Below are 21,582 nucleotides of genomic sequence, written 5' to 3'. Positions count from 1 at the left end.
ACTATGAACCATATAGATATAAATAAATTAAAAAGTAATTTTCCACTAGTTAATGACTTAGTGGACTTAAAAGAAGTGGTTTGGTTTAACCCAAAAGTGACCACCACTGACCAGGGACTTCCATATGTTGGTCTAACGCAAGATGACGTAATTGACGCACAAGCACGATTACAACGTTTTGCACCTTATTTAGCTAAAGCATTTCCAGAAACAGCTATTACTAAAGGGATCATCGAATCAGAAGTGATTGATATTCCTAAGATGAAAGTTGCTCTTGAAAAGCGTTATAACACCGCCATTAGTGGCCAATTGCGTTTGAAAAAGGACAGTCATCTGCCTATTTCAGGTTCAATTAAAGCACGTGGTGGAATTTATGAAGTACTGACTCATGCTGAGAAATTGGCGATTAACGCGGGATTATTAAGTACAGATGATAATTATGAAAAATTATTTTCTGATAAATTCCGTGAGTTCTTTAGCCAATATAGTATCGCAGTAGGTTCAACAGGCAACTTAGGTATGTCTATTGGGATCATGAGTGCGAAATTAGGCTTTAGTGTGAGTGTTCATATGTCTGCTGATGCACGTCAGTGGAAGAAAGATAAATTACGCTCTCATGGCGTAAATGTTGTTGAATATGAACAAGATTACAGTATCGCGGTAGAAGAAGGTCGTAAAGAAGCAGAGAAAGATCCTAACTGTTTCTTTATCGATGATGAAAACTCAAAAACATTATTCTTGGGTTATGCGGTAGCAGGATTACGTTTAAAACGCCAATTTGAAGAACAAGGTGTTCGTGTTGATAGTGAACATCCTCTGTTTGTTTATCTGCCTTGTGGTGTTGGTGGTGGTCCTGGTGGTGTTGCTTTTGGGCTGAAACTGGCATTTGGTGACGCGGTACACTGCTTATTTGCAGAGCCAACGCACTCACCTTGTATGTTATTGGGCGTTTATACCCAATTACATGAAGGCATTTCAGTACAAGAGATTGGTATCGATAACATCACTGCAGCTGATGGTCTTGCGGTTGGTCGTGCATCAGGCTTTGTAGGTCGTGCAATGGAGCGCTTAATTGATGGTTATTACACTATTGATGACCAAGAGCTTTATGACTTACTCAGTTTATTAAATAAAGAAGAAGGGATTAAGTTAGAACCTTCGGCTTTAGCGGGAATGGCAGGTGCTGTTCATGTCACTCAAGCTAAAGATTATCTGCAAGGTTTATCACTAGACAGTCAAAAAATGCAAAATGCAACGCATTTAGTATGGGCGACTGGCGGTGGTATGGTTCCTGCGGATGAAATGCAAAAATATCTCGCTCAAGGAAAATAGAGTGTAGAACGGATGCTATCAGCTTTTGTTCTGATAGCATCTTAAAAAATAAAGGGAGTAGTACAAGTATCTCTAATCGTTATCTAAAACAATAATAGCGTAGCAATGTGTTACACCAAGTGTTACATCAAACATTCACACCAGGATGTCACACCAGGGGAAAATGTCGTAGTATTATTATAAAAAAGAGGCACCCATTGGGTGCCTCGCTTACTTTTATGCTATTCAATATTCTGTTTATTCTAAAATAAACATGCCATAAGGATGGATTTGCAGATAGTAGCTATCGCCTACATTTGGTTGAAGTTGTGTGGCATTAACTTGTAATAGCAAGGTTTGATTTTGCCATTCCACAGTGACTTCATATTGAGGTCCCATATAAGCGACATGGACTATTTTGCATTGCTGACAGGCATCACCTTGTTGAGATAAGGTGATCGCTTCAGGTCTAACGCCCACTCTAACTTCTGTTTTTGTCGTATTAAATGTGTCTGGTTTTGGTAAACGATATTGGAAGATATCAACATAATCATCGCCCAATATGGCTGGGAATAAGTTTGCATCTCCCATAAAGCTTGCCATAAATTCAGAAGCAGGTTGGCGATAAAGATTTTGCGGTGAACCTAATTGCATTATCTTCCCTTTATTCATTACTAAAACCATATCAGAAACCGCAAAAGCTTCACTTTGGTCATGAGTTACGTAAAGAGAGGTGATATTAAACTGTTGTTGTAATTCACGAATTTTTTCTCTCATACTACGGCGTAAGTTCGCATCAAGGTTACTCAGTGGTTCATCAAAAAGTAACACTTTAGGCTTTAAAATTAGCGCACGTGCTAAGGCGACACGTTGCTGTTGCCCACCCGATATTTGGTCAACAAAGCGGTCTTCAAAACCGGCTAAATCCACCAGCTCTAAAGCTTCAGAGACACGTTGTTTAATTTCAGCTTTAGGACGTCCTAGCATTTTTAAGCCATAGCCAATGTTTTCCCCCAAAGACATATGAGGGAAAAGGGCGTAAGACTGAAACACCATACAAATATCACGTTGCTGGATTGAACGGTCGGTAACATCCTCACCATCAATAAAAATCTTACCTTCTGTCGGTTTTTCTAACCCTGCAACTAAACGTAACACCGTTGTTTTACCACAACCTGAAGGCCCCAATAATGAAACCATTTTGCCTTGTGGAATAGACAAACTGAGATCTTCAATTACCGTGTTAGAGCCAAAACGCTTGATTACATTTTTCAGTTCAACGAAATGTTGTTGTGTCATGATTTATACTCCGTATTACTGTGCATTTTTGGCTTTAGAGCGTGAAACACGGGCTTCGCCAATCAAATAGTCAAATAAGAAAATAATTGCCAACATCACAACGATTAAAATCGAGCCGTAGGCAATTGCGACGCCGTATTCACCATCTTCAACACGGTTTAAAATATAAGCGGTGGCAACGCGTGTATCCGGTGTAACAAGGAAAACGATGGCACTGACTGTGGTAATGGCACGCACAAAGCTATAAATCAGCGCAGATAAAATAGCAGGGCGTAATAACGGTAATAGCACATAGAAAATGGTTCTCATTGAGTTCGCTCTTAAACTTAGAGAGGCTTCATCAAGAGATTTATCAATTTGTCCTAATCCCGCAATACCTGCACGTATTCCCACTGGTACGTTACGCATTGTCATAGAGATAATGACAATGGCAGCCGTTCCCGTTAAATAGAAAGGTGAGTCGTTAAACGCCAGAATATAAGAGACACCAGCGACGGTTCCCGGTACAGCGAAACAAAGCATTGTCGTGAACTCGATACTTTTTTTACCTTTAAAGTCTTGGCGTACTACGATATAGGCAATTAATAGTCCGAGAATGGCTGTAATCGGCGCCGCAATACCTGCATATAACAAGGTATCTAACAACGAAGGCCATGCACCGTCACTCATTCCTTGACCAAATAGTTTGATAAAGTTATCGAATGTTAAGGTGTAATCAACCCCCCAGTTAACAGTGAAACTGCCGTAGAAAATACTGCCATAGAGCAGGATATTAAAGACAACCCAAATACCTAAAACGGTAGTCACAAATGCAATCAGTGAAGACGGAAGAGGTTGAACATCACCGCGATAAGATTTACCTGATACCGTGACGTAAGAGCGTTTACCAATCCACATATACTGCACACAGAACACTAATAGTGAGAAAACTAGCAGTGACGCACCTAATGTGCTGGCTGATTGATAATCCAGCTGAGAGCCTGTGATATAGAAGTAAATTTGTGTGGCGATAACGTCAAAGTTGCCCCCTAAAACCAGAGGGTTACTAAAGTCGGCCAGAGATTGCACAATCACAATTAAAAACGCATTGGCTAACGCGGGCTTAAGTAACGGCATAAAGACGTTAAAGAAGGTTTGATAGCGGTTAGCTCTTAAGGTGTAAGACGCTTCTTCCAATGAAGGATGAATGGTTTTTATAGCACCATCTAAAATCATAAATGACATTGGGGTAAAGGCGAGTACTTGAGCTAACCAAATCCCTGTAAAACCGTATAACCAGTTGGTATTTTCCAGTCCTGCGTAAGTCGCGAGAAACTCGGTTACATAGCCAGAGCGTCCCATCATTAATGTCACGCCTAAACCGACAACAAAAGGAGGTGTAACAATAGGTAAGATAGAAAATACACGACCAATAATGGCAGAACGTACCGCAATACGAGACGTATAAATTGCCAAAATTAAACCAAAGAAAGTACAACCGATACCCACTGCGATAGAGAGCACAATAGAGTTGAGCATCACTTGTACAATATGAGCTTGGCTTAAAATAGCGATAAACTCAAAAGGAGCAAAATTACCCGCACTATCTTTAAACATCGGAATAAAAATAGCGATACTTGGGAAGATGATAAAGGCGCCAATCAGCGCAACAACGGCGATTAAAGAGCCAATAACAAAGCTGTCACCACCCAGCCATTCCAGGCGTGTTAAGGCGGTTTTCATGATCATTCCCAAAGAAATAAAGAGGATGATCGCAGAGTAACCTAAACCACGCCCTTCAAGAGTTGCACTAAGGATCGCAATAAATGCACAAAATAGCGCAAAACCTGCATCAAAATAGTGGCGAGAGCGATTTTCACGCTTAGGAGCAGTTAATGGGCGAAATAACAGTAAACTCGGTAATAAAAACCAGAGCCAACTGATATTGACGCTACTCCAGCCGTAAGAGGTGAGCAATTCATCTGCTGTAGAATCTAAAAGACCGTAATCAAGGCTCCATGACGGCAGTAAAGCAAATGCCATCCATGCAATTAGGATCCATAAAAATATGGGATCCCGCCTCTTTTTTTCAGGTAAAGCGAGTGTGTGAGACATAAATCCCCCGAGAGTAAATGTATTTATTATTATGAGAAAAAGAGAGCGAGAGGTTATCTCGCTCTATTAATGAGCTATTTACCCATTTTTACTTCGGTAACCCACTTATTAATCAGCTCTTTACGCACTTCGCTATCGCCATATTTATCCATGTCGTAGTTAATGAGTTTTAAGTCTGATAATTTCAGTGCCATTGGTGAAGATTCAGCCGAGGTATTGGTTAGGATTTGGTAAGATTTACCTTCTTTCCAGCTAATTTCCTGAGCTTCTTTTGAGAGTGTCCAATCTACGAATAATTTTGCGTTATCCATATTGCGGGCATTTTTAATGATACTCACACCACCGATTTCATAGCCTGTACCTTCACAAGGTGAAATCAATTCAAGTGGAGCGCCATTTTCAACTTCTAATGAGTAGTCATGTAAGAAACCAATACCAATAGCGGCTTCACCACGAGCTGCATTTCGTGCTGGAGCAATACCTGATTTGGTGTATTGAGAGATGTTTGTATTGATTTTCTTCAGATAATCAAAGGCTTGTTCAGTGCCCCACAATTGGTCAAAGGTTGCAAGAGCTGTGTAAGCTGTACCTGAGCTTTGTGGATCAGCGATTTGAATTTCACCTTTATATTCAGGTTTAATTAAATCTTTCCAGCACGTTGGAATTGCGATGCCTTTTTCTTTTAAACGATCTTTATTGACGCCGAAACCTAAAATACCGACATATACCGCAGAAGAGTAGTTACCTTTGCGTTTAGCTGGATCACGGAATTGTGGCATGATTTGATCGAGATTAGGAGAAACATAAGGCTCTAGTAGATCCATTTCACCGGCTTGTGAGTGAGGGTCCATTGTACCGCCATACCAAACGTCAGCTTGTGGATTACGTTTTTCAGCTTCGATTTTAGCTAAAGTACTTCCTGAACCATTACGAACGAAGGTTGTTTTAACATCATACTTTTCGGCAAAGGCTTTTGTTTCAGCCTCACACATTGCATTTGTCGCACTACAGTAAACCACTAAGCGACCAGCCGCATTTGTTGATAAGCTAACCGCAGAAAGAGCCAGACCAGCAGCAACGAGTGTAGAGAGGGTTTTCAATTTCATGTTCAGAACCTTTTAAATGTGTCGTCATCGGAAAATGAAAGTGGGCCAATTAAATGCTCTTGTTTGCTAACATCAGCAATCAACAATGGCATTAGTAAGAGTCCCATTAAGGCCGCAGCACTGGTTAATAATGCAAACATCCCAGTCCAACCATAATGCGCCATGACCTGACTTAATGGCCAACCTGCCATTGCCGCCCCTAAATAGGCAAACAATCCCAAGTAGCCAGTTACCGTGCCTGCTGCGTTTTTATGGCAATATTCTGTTGCAGCAAGCCCGATTAACATCTGTGGTCCGAACACAAAAAAACCGATACTAAAAAAACAGGCTGCGAGCAAAGCATAATGATGAATTGGAATTAACCAAAGTGCTGTTACGGCGGTAAAAAGCCCGAGTGAAAACAGCAATATCATTGGTGCTCGTTGGCCACGGAATAATAAATCCGAGCCCCAGCCTGAACATAACGCGCCAAGTAAGCCACCCACTTCAAATAAAGAGAGAATGGCATTAGCACTCAATAAGTTGGCGCCATGTGTTTCTGATAACCAGATATTTCCCCAATCGTTAATCGCCATACGTATGAGATAAACTAAAATATAGGAAAAACCCAGTAACCAAATCATTCGGTTAAATAAAATGCTCTCTTTCAAAATAGTTAACATAGGTTTTGGGGGAGATGCCTGCTCTTGACGTAATTCAAAAACATCGCGCCGCCACATACCCACAGTAGGAAGTCCTTCCTCTGCAGGAGTACCTTTTAATCGTACACACAACCACAACCCGATGATGATGCCGATAATACCGGGAACAAGCAGTGCGACTTGCCAACTATAATGCGTCGCTAGCCACGCAGTTAAAATGGGAAGACTCATCCCGCCAAGGTTGATTGAGATATTCCATAATCCCCACCAGAAACCGCGTTCATTGCGTGAATACCAGTGTGTTAACAACCTTGCACAAGGAGGCCAGCCAAAGCCTTGAAAGAAACCATTTAGTGCCCAGACCAAAAGCAGCGCGGGAAACGAAAGACAATAGGCAAAAATAATATTCATAATGCCTGTCATGACTAATCCCACACCCATAAACCAGCGGTATCCCCATTTGTCATGGAAAATACCGGAAACAAATTTAGATAAACCGTAAGTGAGATAAAAAAGGCTGGCTATCCAACCGATATCTCCTTTATCTAAATTCAATTCAACCTGCATAACGGGCATGACAAAGTTGACGCTTTTACGTGTGAGATAGAAAGTGGCATAACCGATAATCATCGACAGCATTAAATTTTTGCGCCAAAAGTTATAGGTCTTATTAATTGATGCCGAATTTTTACCTGACATAACATCCTCTTTGATGTTGCAAATGTAAAAAAAATGTCGCGAAAAAGAATGAGATAAGGTTGTAGATGACTAAGACTTATTCTTAGTTTTCATTGTTTTCTTTTGAATTTGTGGGTAAGTTAACAATTATTTTCGTACCGTGATGGTTAATCACTTCCCATTCTCCGCCTAAAGCGCGAATGCGTTCTTCTATTCCTCGTAACCCAAAGCCACTGCTTTGTTGTGCTGATAATGATGTCGGTAACATACCAACGCCATTGTCACTAATAATTAACCGTAAACGGTTTTTATTTTGAGTTAGTGAGATTTGGATATAGGTTGCGTTAGCATGTTTACTAATGTTGTTTAACAGCTCTTGCACCAAACGGTAGAGAGTAAAAATAATGGTTTCGTTTTCAGGCTCTTTATCTAACGAGTAATTAAAATTACAGGTAATGCCATTGTCATCAAAAGCAAACTCATTGATTAAATGATGAAGGGCTTTTTCAAGCGACATCTCTTCTAAAACAGGAGGGCGTAATTGTCGGAGTAGTTGACGTGTAGATTGATGAATTTGTAGGGCGAGCCGTTCGATTTGCTCTCCGGTTTGGCGTGTTTTGTCGTTATCCGCCGTTCTTTTGATTAGCATCGATTGAATTTGGATCGCCGTAATATTCTGCCCAATTTCATCATGTAATTCACGAGCAATGGCTTTTTTAACATCCTCTTCGGTATGAACCAGTTTTTCCATTAAGTTGCGGCGAGCTTGTAATTCTTGTTCTAGGCGTAAACGGTAATGACGTAAATTATGAGCTAGTTGCTGTTGACGACTAATCGCAATTCCTAAGCCAATACCAATAATGGCTTGTGTGGTTAAGAACATTTCTAATTCACGCAAATCATTAAACGCGCCATTGACTTGGCGAGCAAAAGTAATAATTAAACTGCCTAACAGTGCGGATAAAACGCCACCTTGCCAGCCATAACGGTAAGCCATAAAGACATTAGGAATAAACACAAGGATAACTAATAAACGCTCTATTTCGGGTGTTAAAAAAAACTGAGCACTTAACCCGATCAGGCAAAATAGAAATCCCCACATCAGCAAGGAAGTTCTTAGCGGAGGATCTGGAGTACCATCAGAAACCAAGGCGCGACTTTGTAATTCACGAAGATATTCATAAAGTAAAAAGACAAAAGGTGCGAGCAATATGCCACCTGTTACCGATGTGAGGAAAATCCCGCTGGTGGTATTAATAAAGAAACCGAGAATAAAGGCTTGTAGTAGGCTGTTAAAACCCACGGCACCAATTAATAGGGTTAATCGTTGCCAATAAAGCGGGTATCGCCACCAAATACGCTGAACTTCTAGCGCGACAACGAGGCTTAGTATTGGTGAGAGATAAATAATGGCATGGGTAATTAACTGCTCTTGTGTTAACCAGTAATAAAGCCCCCATTCTGCAAATAACATCGGAAGCCAAAAGCGACGCCAGAGTAAAATTATCAGGGCTAATCGTAGGCCTTGAGGTAAGAAAAGAGCGGCTTGTTGCCCATTTTTACTTAAATAGAAGCCAATCACCCAAAGTGACAGCCAAAGTAAAGAGTAGGTGAGTAATAAAAAGAGGGATTGAAGAAGAAAACGCAGTCCCCTTTTCATATTACAGCGAGCCTGTGATCAACTGATTCTTTAAAGCGAAATGAACTAAATCGATGGTGGTTTCACAGCCTAATTTACCCAGTACATTGGCTCGATGAACGTGTACGGTCTTATGGCTAAGATTAAGTTGTACAGCAATGGTTTTGACATTAACACCTTGAACTAACAGATTAAAAATCTCTCTTTCACGAGGCGTTAAAGTATGGAGTGCATCTTCTTTTTCAGGTGTTTGTCGCAATGCTTTCATGGCATCAGAGCAGAGATAACAACCACCTTGATGTACAGCGCGTACCGCTTGTACCAACTCTTCAGGGCCACAACGTTTGGTTAAATAACCGCGAGCACCAGAGTCTAGAGCACTTTGAACAAAGGCTGGGGTGTCATAGATACTTAAAATAATAGTTCGGAAATCAGGGCGTTTTTGTTTTAAACGGCTTTGGAGTTGTAGACCACTTTCGCCGGGCATAGAGAGATCCATAACGGCAACATCAATATCGTCATGTGCTAAATAAGGCCATGCTTCTTGTCCATTAGAATATTCACCCACGATGTGAATATCGGGTTCTAGCATTAAGAGTTGTGCAAAACCAGAACGCACAACAATGTGATCATCTACTAAAGCAACTTTTATCATAATTTTTTATTAGTCAGAGAGTAGTCAGACAATACTTATATGATTTATAACAAGCTACAGAAAGATAAGCGAGGAAAAATGGAGAAGAAAACTGGTTTTGAACCTTTTATCTCGTTTTTATCAAGGTGAATCGTGACAAGCAAGTAATAACAATAGGTTATTTATTGTTCTTGTTATTATTTCCCATAAGCAGGGAACCTCTGCCTATGGGAAGTGGGCAATATTTTACTGATTAAGCAACTTGAACAGGTACCGCTTTGGCAATACGTTTCATTTCATTGTTGTCTTCAAAATATGCAATGTTTGGCTTATGGCTACGCGCATCGCTATCAGGAATTTGTACATAAGAGCAAATAATTAAGCGATCGCCAACGGCAGCACGACGAGCGGCGGCACCATTGACAGAAATAATTCGTGAACCTCTTTCTGCACAAATGGCGTAAGTTGAAAAACGTTCGCCATTATCAACGTTATAAATATCGATCGCTTCATTTTCAAGAATACCTGCGGCATCCATAAAATCCTGATCAATCGCGCAAGAGCCTTCATAATGCAGATCGGCTTGTGTCACTTTTACACGATGAAGTTTGCCTTGTAACATAGTGCGTAGCATTGTTGTGTTTCCTATATTCTAATAATTAATTACACAAGATTAACTTGCTGGTTATCGATAAGACGTGTATTACCCAGCCATGCTGCCATTAAAACAACCGCTCGACGGCTTTCTTCACTTAATGGTGTGAGTGTATCGGCATCACAAATAAAGCACTCATCTGCACGAAAACCTTGCTGCTCTAAGGTGTTTTTTGCATTTTGCAGTAACTGATTAACATCATGATCACCCGACTTTAATTGTTCTGCGATTTCTTGCATCGCTTGATAAAGTGCAGGGGCTTGCTGTTTTTCGCTATCAGATAATAGGCGATTGCGCGAACTGAGTGCTAAACCATTTTTGTCACGTACGATAGCAACAGGAACGATGCTGATATCCATACATAAATCGCTTACCATTTTTTTGATAATTTGCAGCTGTTGGAAGTCTTTTTCTCCAAACATCGCAACATCAGGTTGCACAAGATTAAAAAGCTTACTAACAACCGTTGTAACACCACGAAAATGACCAGGACGGCTTGCACCTTCTAATACGGTAGACAATACAGGTACATCAACGGTGGTTTGATTTTCCATACCGTGTGGATACATCTCTTTCGCTGAAGGTGCAAAGATAATATCGACATGTTTATCACGCAGTAACTCGCAATCTTCTTGCAAAGTTCGAGGGTAGTTTGCTAAATCTGCTTCTCTATCAAATTGAAGTGGATTCACAAATATAGAGGCTATCACGACATCAGCGTGAATACGGGCTTCTTCAATTAGTTTTAAGTGGCCTTCATGAAGATTACCCATGGTTGGAACCAATGCAATGCGTTTACCTTCTTGCTTTAATCGCTTGATTTCTCTGCGTAAGATAAGCGTAGTTTCAATAATTAGCATGGCGTGACTCCTTTAAACGATATTGATAATTAAGATAATAAATCAGTTAAATGAATGTTTTTCTGCGGGAAACAGGCCTTGTTCCACTTGTTGAACATAAAGGCTGACAGCACCTTTTAATGAACCTGCTTCTTGTAAAAAATCTTTTGAGAACTTAGGTGCTTGAGGGGTTAAGCCTAATAAGTCATGCATCACAAGAATTTGTCCATCAGTGACATTACCCGCACCAATACCAATAACTGGCATCGCTAATGCGTCTGTTATTGTTTTTGCCAGAGCAACAGGAACGCATTCCAATACCGCCAATTGAGCACCTGCATTTTCAAGGGCGATAGCATCCTGCTTTAATTGTTCGGCTTCGTCGTGCTCTCTGCCTTGGACTTTATAACCCCCAAAGACATTGACAGATTGTGGTGTTAGACCTAAATGGATGCAGACAGGAACTGCACGCTCAGCCAGCATTTTCACGGTAGGAATTAACCAATTTCCACCTTCAATCTTCACCATATTAGCACCCGCTTGCATCAAAATGCCGGCATTAAGGCAAGCTTGTTCAGGTGTTGAGTAAGACATAAAGGGCATATCAGCAATTAAGAAGGCATTAGGTGCGCCAGCTCTTACACAGCGGGTGTGATAGGCAATTTGTTCAACAGTAACGGGTAGCGTGCTGTTATGACCTTGTAGTGTCATTCCTAACGAATCACCAATCAGCATGGCTTGAATACCTTCTTGTGCAAAAAGGCGGGCAAAACTTGAATCATAAGCGGTGATGGTGGCGAATTTTTTCTTTTCTTGCTTATAGCGATTTAGCGTTGAAAGTGTAGTGGGTTTCATTGTAACAAACTCCATCATTGTCGTTTTTGTGTGTAGATAAAATTAATTTCTTCATATAACCATTTGTTTATTAAAGAAAATATTATGTTACCAAAATAAAGCCGCTTTCGATTGTAGCATTTAAGGACTAAAAACGAAGAAAAAGTAACTAAATGAGTAATAAAAAATAACAAATGATAATTTTTATTTATATTCATCAATTGGTTATATGTAAAAAATAAATATAAAAGAGTTTAAAGATTGAGGGAGAGGGGCGTTTGAAAAATTGAGGGAAAGCAAAAGAGAAGAGATAGGCTGATACTGTTTATGTTTTTTGCAGTATCAACCTTTAGCATTAAGAGCGTATTAGTGTGAAGTTACCACTTTTCCATGCCATTTTCAGGCACTAACGCCAATCTGTCTGCTAATAACTCACCATCAGGAAAGCGAAGATCAGGTGCTAATTCAGCTAATGGATAAAGCATAAATTCACGGACTTTAAGCCCGTAATGAGGTACGGTTAATCGCTCTGTTTGGATCACGTCATCACCAAATAACATAATATCAAGATCAAGCGTTCTTGGTCCCCAACGATTGCCTTCTTTTCTCACACGACCTTGCGCCAATTCAATGGCTTGAGTGTTATCAAGTAATTCTTCTGGCGCTAATGTTGTATCAACCGCAACAGCGACATTTAGGTAATCAGGCTGATCTTGAGGCCCCATTGGGCGTGTACGATACCAAGATGATTGTGCAATCAATGTTGTTTGTGGGATCTCACTGATTGCCTTAATCGCTGAATTCACCTGATCGTCAGGTGAATTCAAATTACTTCCCAGAATGATATAAACACGTTTCTTCTGTTTATTCATTGGTGCTCTCTTGTCTAGATGCCGGTTTTGCACTTGGATGACGAGGGCGTTTACGTGGACGCGGACGTCTGCGAACTGGTGCTTGACCTAATTCAGATACCATTGAGCGCTGTTGCGTATTATTAGACGCTTGGAAATCAGCCCACCAACTTGCTAACGCTTCAAGCTCTGGGTTGCGTTGTACATTGGCACGTAATTCCAGTAAATCGAACGCTGCACGGAATTTAGGGTGCTCAAGTAATTTATTCGCACGACGACCTTGGCGTTTAGGTAAACGTTGCTGTAATTGCCAGATATCACGCATTGTTGTGGTAATACGTTTTGGTATCGCAATAGTACGGCATTGCTCATCTAAAATATCGTTCATCGCCATAGAGAAAGAGTCATAGTAAGAAAGACCACTTTCTTGGACTAGTTTTTCAGCATGTTCAATTAATGGATACCACAACATTGCTGCAAATAAGAACGCCGGATTGACTCGCATCTCTTTATTAATGCGATAGTCTGTATTTTTGAGAACTTGATCTAACATTCTCTCCATCGGCGTATCATGTTGCTCCGTCATTTTAGAAGCAATCAGTGGAAACAGTGGCTCAAGCAATTGATGGCGGCACATTAACTTGTAAGTTTTGTAGCCTTGCCCTGTTTGTAATAATTTTAGTGACTCTTCAAAAAGACGAGCTGATGGAATGTTACGTAATAAAGGGGCGAGTCTGCTAATTGGCTCTGCGGTTTCAGGCGCAATTTGCATATCCAGTTTGCTGGCAAAGCGAATGGCTCTGAGCATTCTGACGGGATCTTCGCGATAGCGCGTTTCAGGATCGCCAATTAAGCGAATAATACCTGCTTTTAGATCCGCCAAACCGCCAACGTAATCACGTACAGCAAAGTCATCAACACCGTAATAAAGGCTGTTTAATGTAAAGTCACGACGAATGGCATCTTCTTCAATTGAGCCAAAAATATTGTCGCGCAGTAACATACCGCTTTGTGCTTGCTGAGATTGGTTATTGTCTGAAACTTCATGATCTTCATGAGAGCCACGGAAAGTCGCAACCTCAATGACTTCAGGGCCAAACATAATATGAGCAAGACGGAAACGACGACCGACTAAACGGCTGTTGCGGAATAATCGACGTACATCTTCAGGTGTTGCATTAGTGGCAATATCAAAGTCTTTTGGTTTTTTTCCCAGTAATAAGTCACGGACACCACCACCCACTAAATAAGCCTGAAAGCCAGAGTTGTTGAGGCGATAAAGCACTTTTAATGCATTATCACTGATGTCTTTACGTGAAATTGGGTGTTGATCTCTTGGGATCACAGTCATTGGCAAATCACTCCCGTTCGCCTTTTCTTTATTACTCTTTTTTTTACGGGGACGGTCTGCGGATATAGCAGGACGCCGACGCACAGGTTTCTGTGTTTCTTGTATTGGTCGGTCAGATGCAGTGACTGGCCTTTCACTTGCTACCGGTTGTGTGTCTGATGACGTTGTTTGTCGCCCTAGCAGATTACGGCAGAAATGTGCTACTCGATTAAAAATATGACACCTCGAATAATAAATTCTAATAATTAAAAAAATTAAGCGGCTAATCATAGCCTACTGAACATTTTTTGAGAATGCTTTGTGTGGTTTATTCATACCCTTGTTGCTGATGATTTTGTTTTAAAATCTCAGAAGGTGACCACTGCGCAGTCGCAATCTCTAACAATGATGCTAACGAATAATCTTGCCAACCCACAATAATAGGCTGATTAAGAAATCGTAACGCATCGATAATGACGGGTCTTGGATCAGTATCTGGCAACGCGTGCGCGTGATTTTGTTTCGATAATTTATTACCGTCATGATTTATTGCTAAAGGTAAATGAGCATAACGCGGAATAGGTAAATTCAGTTGTTTATGTAAACTGATTTGTCGCAACGTGGGATCAAGTAGATCGGCACCTCTAACAACTTCGGTTACACCCTGATAACTATCATCAATTACCGTCACTAGATTATACGCAAATAAGTTATCTTTTCTGTGAATAATCATATCTTCTAACACGATAGACGTACTCTTTGAATAATATGTACCTTGAATAACATCTTCAAAATGATAAACAGGATGCTGTTGGATCAACCTCCATGCACTCTCTTTATCAAAAGGTGTCACATTATTGGTGAGTGCCTCACGGTGACGACAGTGGTTATCATACACGCCCCCTAAGTCATGTAAACGATGACGGCTACAATGACAATGGTAGCAAACACCTTCTTTCCAAAGTGTGTGTAAAATTTCACGGTAAGCATCATGGCGTTGCGATTGATAGAGGATCTCTTTATCCCAGAACAAACCATAATGTTCTAATGTGCGAATAATTTGGGATGCAGTGCCGGGAGGTTCTCTAAGAGGGTCAATATCATCGATGCGCAGAAGCCAATGCCCGTGGTGTGCGCGAGCTTGAAGATAACTGCTAAGTGCAGTAACCAATGAGCCAAAATGAAGTTGACCCGTTGGCGATGGCGCAAAGCGCCCAATATAGTCTGTAATCTCGTGCATCGAAAGATTCAGATGAACGCCTCAACGTATTAGGTCGAGGCGTTTGCTCATTATTAGCCAGCCATCTGCTTTTCACGGATTTCAGCTAATGTTTTACAGTCGATGCATAAATCGGCTGTAGGGCGAGCTTCTAAACGGCGAATACCGATTTCCACTCCACAAGATTCACAGAAACCAAAGTCATCATCTTCGACTTTTTTCAGTGTTTTCTCGATTTTCTTAATGAGTTTACGTTCACGATCACGGTTACGCAGCTCAAGACTGAATTCTTCTTCTTGTGCAGCACGGTCAACGGGATCTGGGAAGTTTGCCGCCTCATCTTGCATATGAGTAACGGTGCGGTTGACTTCATCCCTGAGCTGATTGCGCCAAGATTCAAGTATTAGCTTAAAATGCGCTAATTGGGCTTCGTTCATGTACTCTTCGCCCGCTTTTTCCTGATATGGCTCAACGCCAGCAATAGCGAGAATGCTCATGGACGATGTTTTACGCTTTTGCCCTTCTTGCATAATGCTTCTCCTACATACGCATTTCTGAATAATCCCCACCTTCAAAACAGGAAGGGGAAAAAATAGGGCGCTATAAATAGCAGATGCCCGCGAGGATAGCAATTATTCCTTCAATAAGTTTTCTCATGGTGTGAAGGCACGCAAGTAAATGTCCCTTTTTAGTTAAAAAATGCTTAACTAATACCACGATTTTAAATTAACCATTTGAAATAAAAGGTAATTGCTGTCCAATTGTTAAATTGTATTCACTAATATTGATGCGATAACACAAGATTTCAACCCCTGCATCACTGGCTTCTTTTAGCAGTGAAGCATAGTCAGGGTCAATCTCTTTAGCAACAGTCACTTCCGTAATGCCAGTATGGGGAACTGCGTAGAATAAGACAGCCCTTAAACCCAATTTTGCGATAGCCGTCAACTCTCGAAGATGTTTCTGACCGCGTTGTGTTTTGGCATCAGGAAAATAACCCATCCCGTTGTCTAGCAAGGTGACTGACTTCACTTCAATATAACAGTCAACTTTATGATTTGATTTAAGTAAAATGTCAATACGGCTGTTCTCACTACCGTATTTCACTTCTCGTTTTATCTCGTCATACTCAGATAATTCTGGAATGTCACCGGCCTCAATAGCATCAGCAATAATTCCATTCGCTCTTAAGGTATTTACACAAATCCAATCATCGGTTTGAGTTTGAGTTAGTTCCCAGCTATGCGGATATTTTCTTTTTGCATTTGAAGAGGTGGAGTACCAAACGGTATCACCGGGTGTTGCACATCCCGTCATTGCACCGGTGTTGGCGCAATGGAGCGTGAATTCTTCCCCATTAGGGGTAACAACGTCTGCTAAAAAACGTTTATATCGTTTTAGTAAAGTGGCAGATTGTAGTGGTTGCTCAAATTTCATGACAACTCCGATGAAAATACGACCTTTAATAAAGCGCTAATGCTACAATGCCTAGCCAAGAAAGTTAATGAGCCATGGAGCCTGTGTGCATTTATTGCCAATCTTTGATGTAACAGAAAAAATCGTTACCGCATTAAAACAATCCCCACAAGTTTTGCTTCATGCACCCACTGGTGCAGGTAAATCCACGGCACTTCCCCTCTATTTGCTGGAGCAAAATTGCTTTGATGGCAAAATCATTTTATTAGAGCCAAGACGAATAGCCGCTAAAAGCATTGCTTACCGTTTAGCTAGTCAGCTAAATGAAGAAGTTGGCAATACGGTAGGTTACCGTATGAAGGCGGAAAGCAAAGTCAGCTTACAAACTCGACTTGAAGTGGTAACAGAAGGGGTATTAAACCGGATGTTACAGCAAGATCCGGAACTAACGGGCGTGAGTCTAGTGATTTTAGATGAATTTCATGAACGTAGTTTACAGGCAGATTTAGCACTGGCTCTATTGCTTGATGTGCAGATGGGGTTACGTGATGATTTACGTGTTTTGATTATGTCCGCAACCTTAGATAATCAAAAGCTCACCTCATTATTACCAGATGCCCCCATGATCAGTGCACAAGGGCGCAGTTACCCCGTCGAAAGGGTGTATTCTCCTATCAATACGCATCAACCCTTTGAACAAGAAATTGCCACAATGGCGCTGCGATTATTAGCACAAGAAACTGGTTCTATGCTGATATTCTTGCCAGGTAGTGCAGAGATAGTGCGTGTTGTAGATATTCTAAAAGATAAAGTGGATGGCAATATTTTGTTATTTCCACTTTATGGCGCGCTTTCATTAGCAGAACAACAAAAAGCGATTGAGCCAACTGAAAAAGGTTATCGAAAAGTCGTACTTGCCACCAATATTGCAGAAACCAGTCTGACTATTGAAGGTATTCGCTTAGTCCTTGATAGCGCTATTGAAAAACGCGCTCAATTTGATTTGAAAAGCGGTGTCACTAGCTTACTGCGTCAAAGAATTAGTCAATCATCACAAACACAAAGAGCTGGGCGAGCAGGACGTCTTGAGGCTGGTATTTGCTGGCATTTAATAAGCCAAGAACAGGCAGAGCGTGTTGCTTCTCACCAAGTACCTGAAATTTTAAGTAGTGATTTATCGTCGTTATGGCTTTCTATCTTGCTGTGGGGCTGTCGTGACATTAATCAGTTGAATTGGTTAGATACGCCAACACCCCAAGCATTACATGCCGCTCAAGATTTATTGTATCGTTTAGGTGCAATAGATAAACAAGGTGGATTAACCGCACGAGGCTCGCGCATGGCTCAATGGGGCATAGAGCCTCGACTTGCTGCGATCTTAGATTATGCAAGTGAGCAAAGTGATAATCATCTCGCGACGGCAGCACGCTTATGTGCAATCTTAGAAGAGCCACCCCGAGGACAAGAAATTAATCTGGAGTGGATTGCTCAACAAAAAAACACTTTCTGGACACGACGTGAAAAACAGCTTTCTCAACATCGGAAAGGGATGTTTTGCCCTGAATTGTTAGGTTTATTATTAGCGGTTGGATTTCCTGATAGGATTGCTAAAAATCGGGATAACCAAGGGCGTTTTCGTTTAGCTAATGGACAAGGTGCCATGATGGATCACTCGCACTCAATAAGTGATACACCGTGGATCTTAGCACCATTATTACTACAAAATGTGCATTATGCTGATGTCCGCATTTTATTAGCACTACCGATTGATATCGATGAAATATCAGCTACTTTTCCAGAGCTTATTGAAAATAATACGACTGTTGAATGGGATGAAAAACGCGGTACGTTGGTCGCATGGCAACAACGCCAATTAGGGCGATTAACCTTAAGCCAGCGCCAATTAGACAAACCCAATAAACAGCAAATGCAGCAAGCATTATTGAATTGGCTGAGAGATAACGGTTTAAATGCTTTAGCACTGAATGAAGAAACTCAACAGCTTTTTATACGCCTTTCTTTAGCGAAAAAATGGTGCCCAGAAGCCTTATTACCTGATTTAGAAGAAACGGTGTTACTTGAAACGTTAGAAACATGGCTATTGCCTGAGATGGGAGATGTTCAGACATTAAAGGCATTACAACAAATTGATATTAATACAATTATTAAAAATCAATTAACATGGCATGAAAATCAGTTGCTTCAAAGCTTATTTCCGACGCATTATTTGGCGCCTACAGGCACAAAAGTGATTATCAACTATGATTTGGAGTTACCTCCTGTGATTGCGATCCGCATTCAAGAGGTTTATGGCGAACAGCAAAGTCCTATTGTAGCGAATGGTCAATTACCCGTTGTGATGGAGTTACTATCACCTGCTCATCGACCTATTCAGAAAACACAAGATTTGGCGACCTTTTGGGCAGGAAGTTATAAAGAGGTGCAAAAAGAGATGAAAGGGCGTTACCCCAAGCATTTATGGCCTGACTCACCCGCAGATACCGCACCCACACGGCGAGTAAAAAAATATAGCCAATAAATGAATATTAGTTTTACCCTAGTTTTATTCGTATTTGAGAGCTTTCTTGTGGGATCACACAGAAAAATAGCGACAATGTTAGGCTTCTTTATCCCGTGATAAAGGGGTTTTAATGAGAGATACAGTTCATGAGTAGAAAGAAAAGACCAGCGAAACAAACCAAAAGAGGTCGTTCTTGGTTTTGGTTATTTGTCAAAATCGCCATTGTGGTTGCGGTTTTAATGGGCATTTATGGTGTTTATTTACATTCTCAAATTAAAGAGCGCCTTGATGGCAATGTTTGGGAATTACCCGCCGCGGTTTACGGACGTACTGTTAACTTAGAACCGGGCATGAATTATAGCCAAAAAGAGATGGTGAGCTTGCTTGAGGGTATGCAATACCGCAATGTTAACAAAATCACTCGTCCCGGCGAATTTGTGGTAAGAGGCAACACGATTGAAATGTTGCGCCGACCTTTCGATTTTCCTGATGGTCGTGAAGAACAAATTTTAGCTAAATTAGCCTTTGAGCAGAATTCCTTGGTTAGTATTACTAACATGGATAATCAGCGGCAGTTTGGCTTTTTCCGTCTTGATCCTAAATTAATTACCATGATGCAATCTGCAAATGGTGAACAACGCTTATTCTTAGCAAGAGATAAATTCCCACAATTATTAGTGGATACATTAATTGCAACAGAAGATCGCCGTTTCTATGAGCACGACGGTATCAGCCTTTATTCTATTGGCCGTGCAGTATTAGCGAACTTTACGGCGGGTAAAGCAGTTCAAGGTGGGAGTACCTTAACGCAACAGTTAGTGAAAAACCTGTTTTTGACTAACGAAAGAACGTTAAAAAGAAAGCTTAATGAAGCCTATATGGCGATCATTATGGATGCGAGTTATAGCAAAGATCGCATTTTAGAGCTGTATCTTAATGAGGTTTTTTTAGGGCAAAGTGGCGATGAACAAATTAGAGGTTTTCCTTTAGCTAGCCTTTACTATTTCGGTCGTCCTGTTGATGAATTAAGCCTTGATCAGCAAGCGCTTTTAGTAGGGATGGTTAAAGGTGCTTCTGCTTATAATCCTTGGCGCAACCCTAAAGCAGCGTTAGAACGCCGTAATGTGGTATTAAAACTACTGCAAACCCAAGAGATAATTGACCAAGAGCTTTACAATGTGCTTAGTGCGCGTCCTTTAGGTGTGAAGCCACGTAGCGAAGCGTTAACGCCTCAACCTGCGTTTATGCAACTGGTTCGCCAAGAGTTACAAACAACCTTGGGCGATAAAGTGAAAGATTTATCAGGTACAAAAATTTTCACCACATTAGATCCTGTCTCACAAGATGCAGCTGAAAAAGCGGTTGAAGTGGGTGTCGCGGATATCCGTAAAGTTCGTAAAATTGACGATCTTGAAGGGGCGATGGTTGTTGTGGATCGCTTAAGTGGTGAAGTAAGAGCTTTAGTGGGGGGATCTCAACCACAATATGCAGGTTTTAACCGTGCATTATCAGCCCGTCGTTCAATCGGCTCTTTGGCAAAACCCGCGACCTATTTAACCGCATTAAGTGAACCAGAGCGTTTTCGTTTAAATACATGGCTTGCTGATGAACCGATTTCAGTGCCTATTCCGGGGGGGAAACCTTGGCAACCTCGTAACTACGATCGTGGTTATAAAGGTAAATTAATGCTGGTGGATGTGTTAGCAACCTCACGTAATATACCTACAGTAAATCTTGGTTTAGAAGTGGGATTAGACCAAGTGATCAAAACATGGATCAACTTAGGTGCACCAGCGGAAAATCTAGAAAAAGTGCCAGCGATGTTATTAGGTGCATTAAACTTAACGCCAATGGAAGTGGCTCAAACCTTCCAAACAATTGGTAGTTTAGGTAATCGTGCAAAATTATCATCATTGCGTTCTGTGATTGCCCAAGATGGTACAGTGCTTTACCAAAGTTATCCTCAAGCTGAAACGACGGTTTCTCCTCAAGCGGCTTATATGACGTTATTTGGTATGCAACAAGTGGTGAATTCAGGAACAGCATGGCGTGTATTAAAACCAAAATTTGGTAATTACAATCTTGCAGGTAAAACTGGTACCACTAACGATCTCCGTGATAGTTGGTTTGCGGGAATAGATGGCAAAGAAGTGACTATTTCATGGATGGGACGCGATAATAATGGCCCAACGAACTTAACGGGTTCAACAGGGGCATTATTGCTGTACCGTAATTATTTAGAGAATCAGGCACCGCTGAAATTAAATCCACCAGTGCCAGAAGATATCGCAGAGATGTCTGTCGATGCTCAAGGTAACTTTGCTTGCTATGATGGTGGTGTTCGTACTCTACCTGTATGGACAGCAAATCCAGATGGATTGTGCACACCTATTCAGCAAGATACTGATGAAAGTGGCGCCCCGAAATGGTTACAAGATCTGTTTTCTGAGTAAGTAATCACATAGATTAGCTAAAATAAAAACGGCACATAAGTGCCGTTTTTTGTTTATTCGCA

At 41.0% G+C, this 21,582-nt stretch carries 17 protein-coding genes; 3 read left to right on the top strand and 14 right to left on the bottom strand.

All coding sequences use genetic code 11. The annotated features are described in order from the left end of the window. The first annotated feature begins 3 nt into the window (after window positions 1-3). Window positions 4-1,332 (top strand): D-serine ammonia-lyase, encoded by a 1,329-nt coding sequence (locus tag GTK47_RS17715; protein WP_165125685.1) that lies wholly within the window; start codon window positions 4-6, stop codon window positions 1,330-1,332. A gap of 237 nt (window positions 1,333-1,569) precedes the next feature. Here GTK47_RS17715 and fbpC read toward each other — a convergent pair whose 3' ends face one another. The 14 genes from fbpC to sfsA all read right to left on the bottom strand — a co-directional run bounded on the left by fbpC (window position 1,570) and on the right by sfsA (window position 16,567). Continuing rightward, window positions 1,570-2,610, bottom strand: coding sequence for a ferric ABC transporter ATP-binding protein (fbpC, locus tag GTK47_RS17710; protein WP_165125682.1), 1,041 nt, complete (start codon window positions 2,608-2,610; stop codon window positions 1,570-1,572). 15 nt (window positions 2,611-2,625) lie between these two features. Further along, window positions 2,626-4,704: an iron ABC transporter permease gene (locus GTK47_RS17705; RefSeq protein WP_165125679.1), complete on the bottom strand. Its 2,079-nt coding sequence runs from the start codon at window positions 4,702-4,704 to the stop codon at window positions 2,626-2,628. A 74-nt stretch (window positions 4,705-4,778) separates the two neighbouring features. Next, on the bottom strand, window positions 4,779-5,810 hold the full coding sequence (locus GTK47_RS17700) for an ABC transporter substrate-binding protein (protein WP_069368510.1): 1,032 nt from the start codon (window positions 5,808-5,810) through the stop codon (window positions 4,779-4,781). 2 nt (window positions 5,811-5,812) lie between these two features. After that, window positions 5,813-7,165 carry an MFS transporter family glucose-6-phosphate receptor UhpC gene (gene uhpC / locus GTK47_RS17695; protein ID WP_277603169.1) on the bottom strand — a complete coding sequence of 451 codons (1,353 nt, stop codon included), beginning with the start codon at window positions 7,163-7,165 and terminating at the stop codon, window positions 5,813-5,815. A 67-nt stretch (window positions 7,166-7,232) separates the two neighbouring features. Next, window positions 7,233-8,789: an MASE1 domain-containing protein gene (locus GTK47_RS17690; protein WP_165125673.1), complete on the bottom strand. Its 1,557-nt coding sequence runs from the start codon at window positions 8,787-8,789 to the stop codon at window positions 7,233-7,235. Window position 8,790: 1 nt separating this feature from the next. Next, window positions 8,791-9,423, bottom strand: a complete 633-nt coding sequence (locus GTK47_RS17685; RefSeq protein WP_023580792.1) for a response regulator transcription factor — start codon at window positions 9,421-9,423, stop codon at window positions 8,791-8,793. 232 nt (window positions 9,424-9,655) lie between these two features. Continuing rightward, on the bottom strand, window positions 9,656-10,036 hold the full coding sequence (gene panD, locus GTK47_RS17680; RefSeq protein ID WP_064719124.1) for an aspartate 1-decarboxylase: 381 nt from the start codon (window positions 10,034-10,036) through the stop codon (window positions 9,656-9,658). A 29-nt stretch (window positions 10,037-10,065) separates the two neighbouring features. Beyond that, entirely contained in the window at window positions 10,066-10,917 is an 852-nt protein-coding gene (panC, locus tag GTK47_RS17675) for a pantoate--beta-alanine ligase (protein WP_165125670.1), read from the bottom strand. A 42-nt stretch (window positions 10,918-10,959) separates the two neighbouring features. Continuing rightward, window positions 10,960-11,751, bottom strand: coding sequence for a 3-methyl-2-oxobutanoate hydroxymethyltransferase (gene panB / locus GTK47_RS17670; RefSeq protein WP_165125667.1), 792 nt, complete (start codon window positions 11,749-11,751; stop codon window positions 10,960-10,962). A gap of 356 nt (window positions 11,752-12,107) precedes the next feature. Continuing rightward, a complete protein-coding gene (folK, locus tag GTK47_RS17665) occupies window positions 12,108-12,602 on the bottom strand; it encodes a 2-amino-4-hydroxy-6-hydroxymethyldihydropteridine diphosphokinase (RefSeq protein ID WP_165125664.1) in 495 nt (164 codons plus the stop codon). Next, entirely contained in the window at window positions 12,595-14,202 is a 1,608-nt protein-coding gene (pcnB, locus tag GTK47_RS17660) for a polynucleotide adenylyltransferase PcnB (RefSeq protein ID WP_109393313.1), read from the bottom strand. Before pcnB ends, folK begins: the two co-directional genes overlap by 8 nt. 37 nt (window positions 14,203-14,239) lie before the next feature. Next, a complete protein-coding gene (gene gluQRS, locus GTK47_RS17655) occupies window positions 14,240-15,151 on the bottom strand; it encodes a tRNA glutamyl-Q(34) synthetase GluQRS (protein WP_165125661.1) in 912 nt (303 codons plus the stop codon). Between the two features lie 53 nt (window positions 15,152-15,204). Continuing rightward, entirely contained in the window at window positions 15,205-15,660 is a 456-nt protein-coding gene (dksA, locus tag GTK47_RS17650) for an RNA polymerase-binding protein DksA (protein WP_023580786.1), read from the bottom strand. A gap of 196 nt (window positions 15,661-15,856) precedes the next feature. After that, window positions 15,857-16,567, bottom strand: coding sequence for a DNA/RNA nuclease SfsA (gene sfsA, locus GTK47_RS17645; RefSeq protein WP_165125658.1), 711 nt, complete (start codon window positions 16,565-16,567; stop codon window positions 15,857-15,859). A gap of 85 nt (window positions 16,568-16,652) precedes the next feature. Between sfsA and hrpB the strand changes: the two genes are divergently transcribed. Both hrpB and mrcB read left to right on the top strand, forming a co-directional pair. Next, window positions 16,653-19,085 (top strand): ATP-dependent helicase HrpB, encoded by a 2,433-nt coding sequence (gene hrpB / locus GTK47_RS17640; protein ID WP_165125655.1) that lies wholly within the window; start codon window positions 16,653-16,655, stop codon window positions 19,083-19,085. Window positions 19,086-19,213: 128 nt separating this feature from the next. Continuing rightward, on the top strand, window positions 19,214-21,520 hold the full coding sequence (gene mrcB, locus GTK47_RS17635; RefSeq protein WP_165125652.1) for a bifunctional glycosyl transferase/transpeptidase: 2,307 nt from the start codon (window positions 19,214-19,216) through the stop codon (window positions 21,518-21,520). The last annotated feature ends 62 nt before the right edge of the window (window positions 21,521-21,582 follow it).

It is taken from the genome of Proteus sp. ZN5 (assembly GCF_011046025.1).
In the GTDB taxonomy this organism is placed as follows: Bacteria; Pseudomonadota; Gammaproteobacteria; order Enterobacterales; family Enterobacteriaceae; genus Proteus.
Note: the sequence above shows the minus strand (reverse complement) of the source record. Positions and strands in the feature narration are given on the sequence as shown.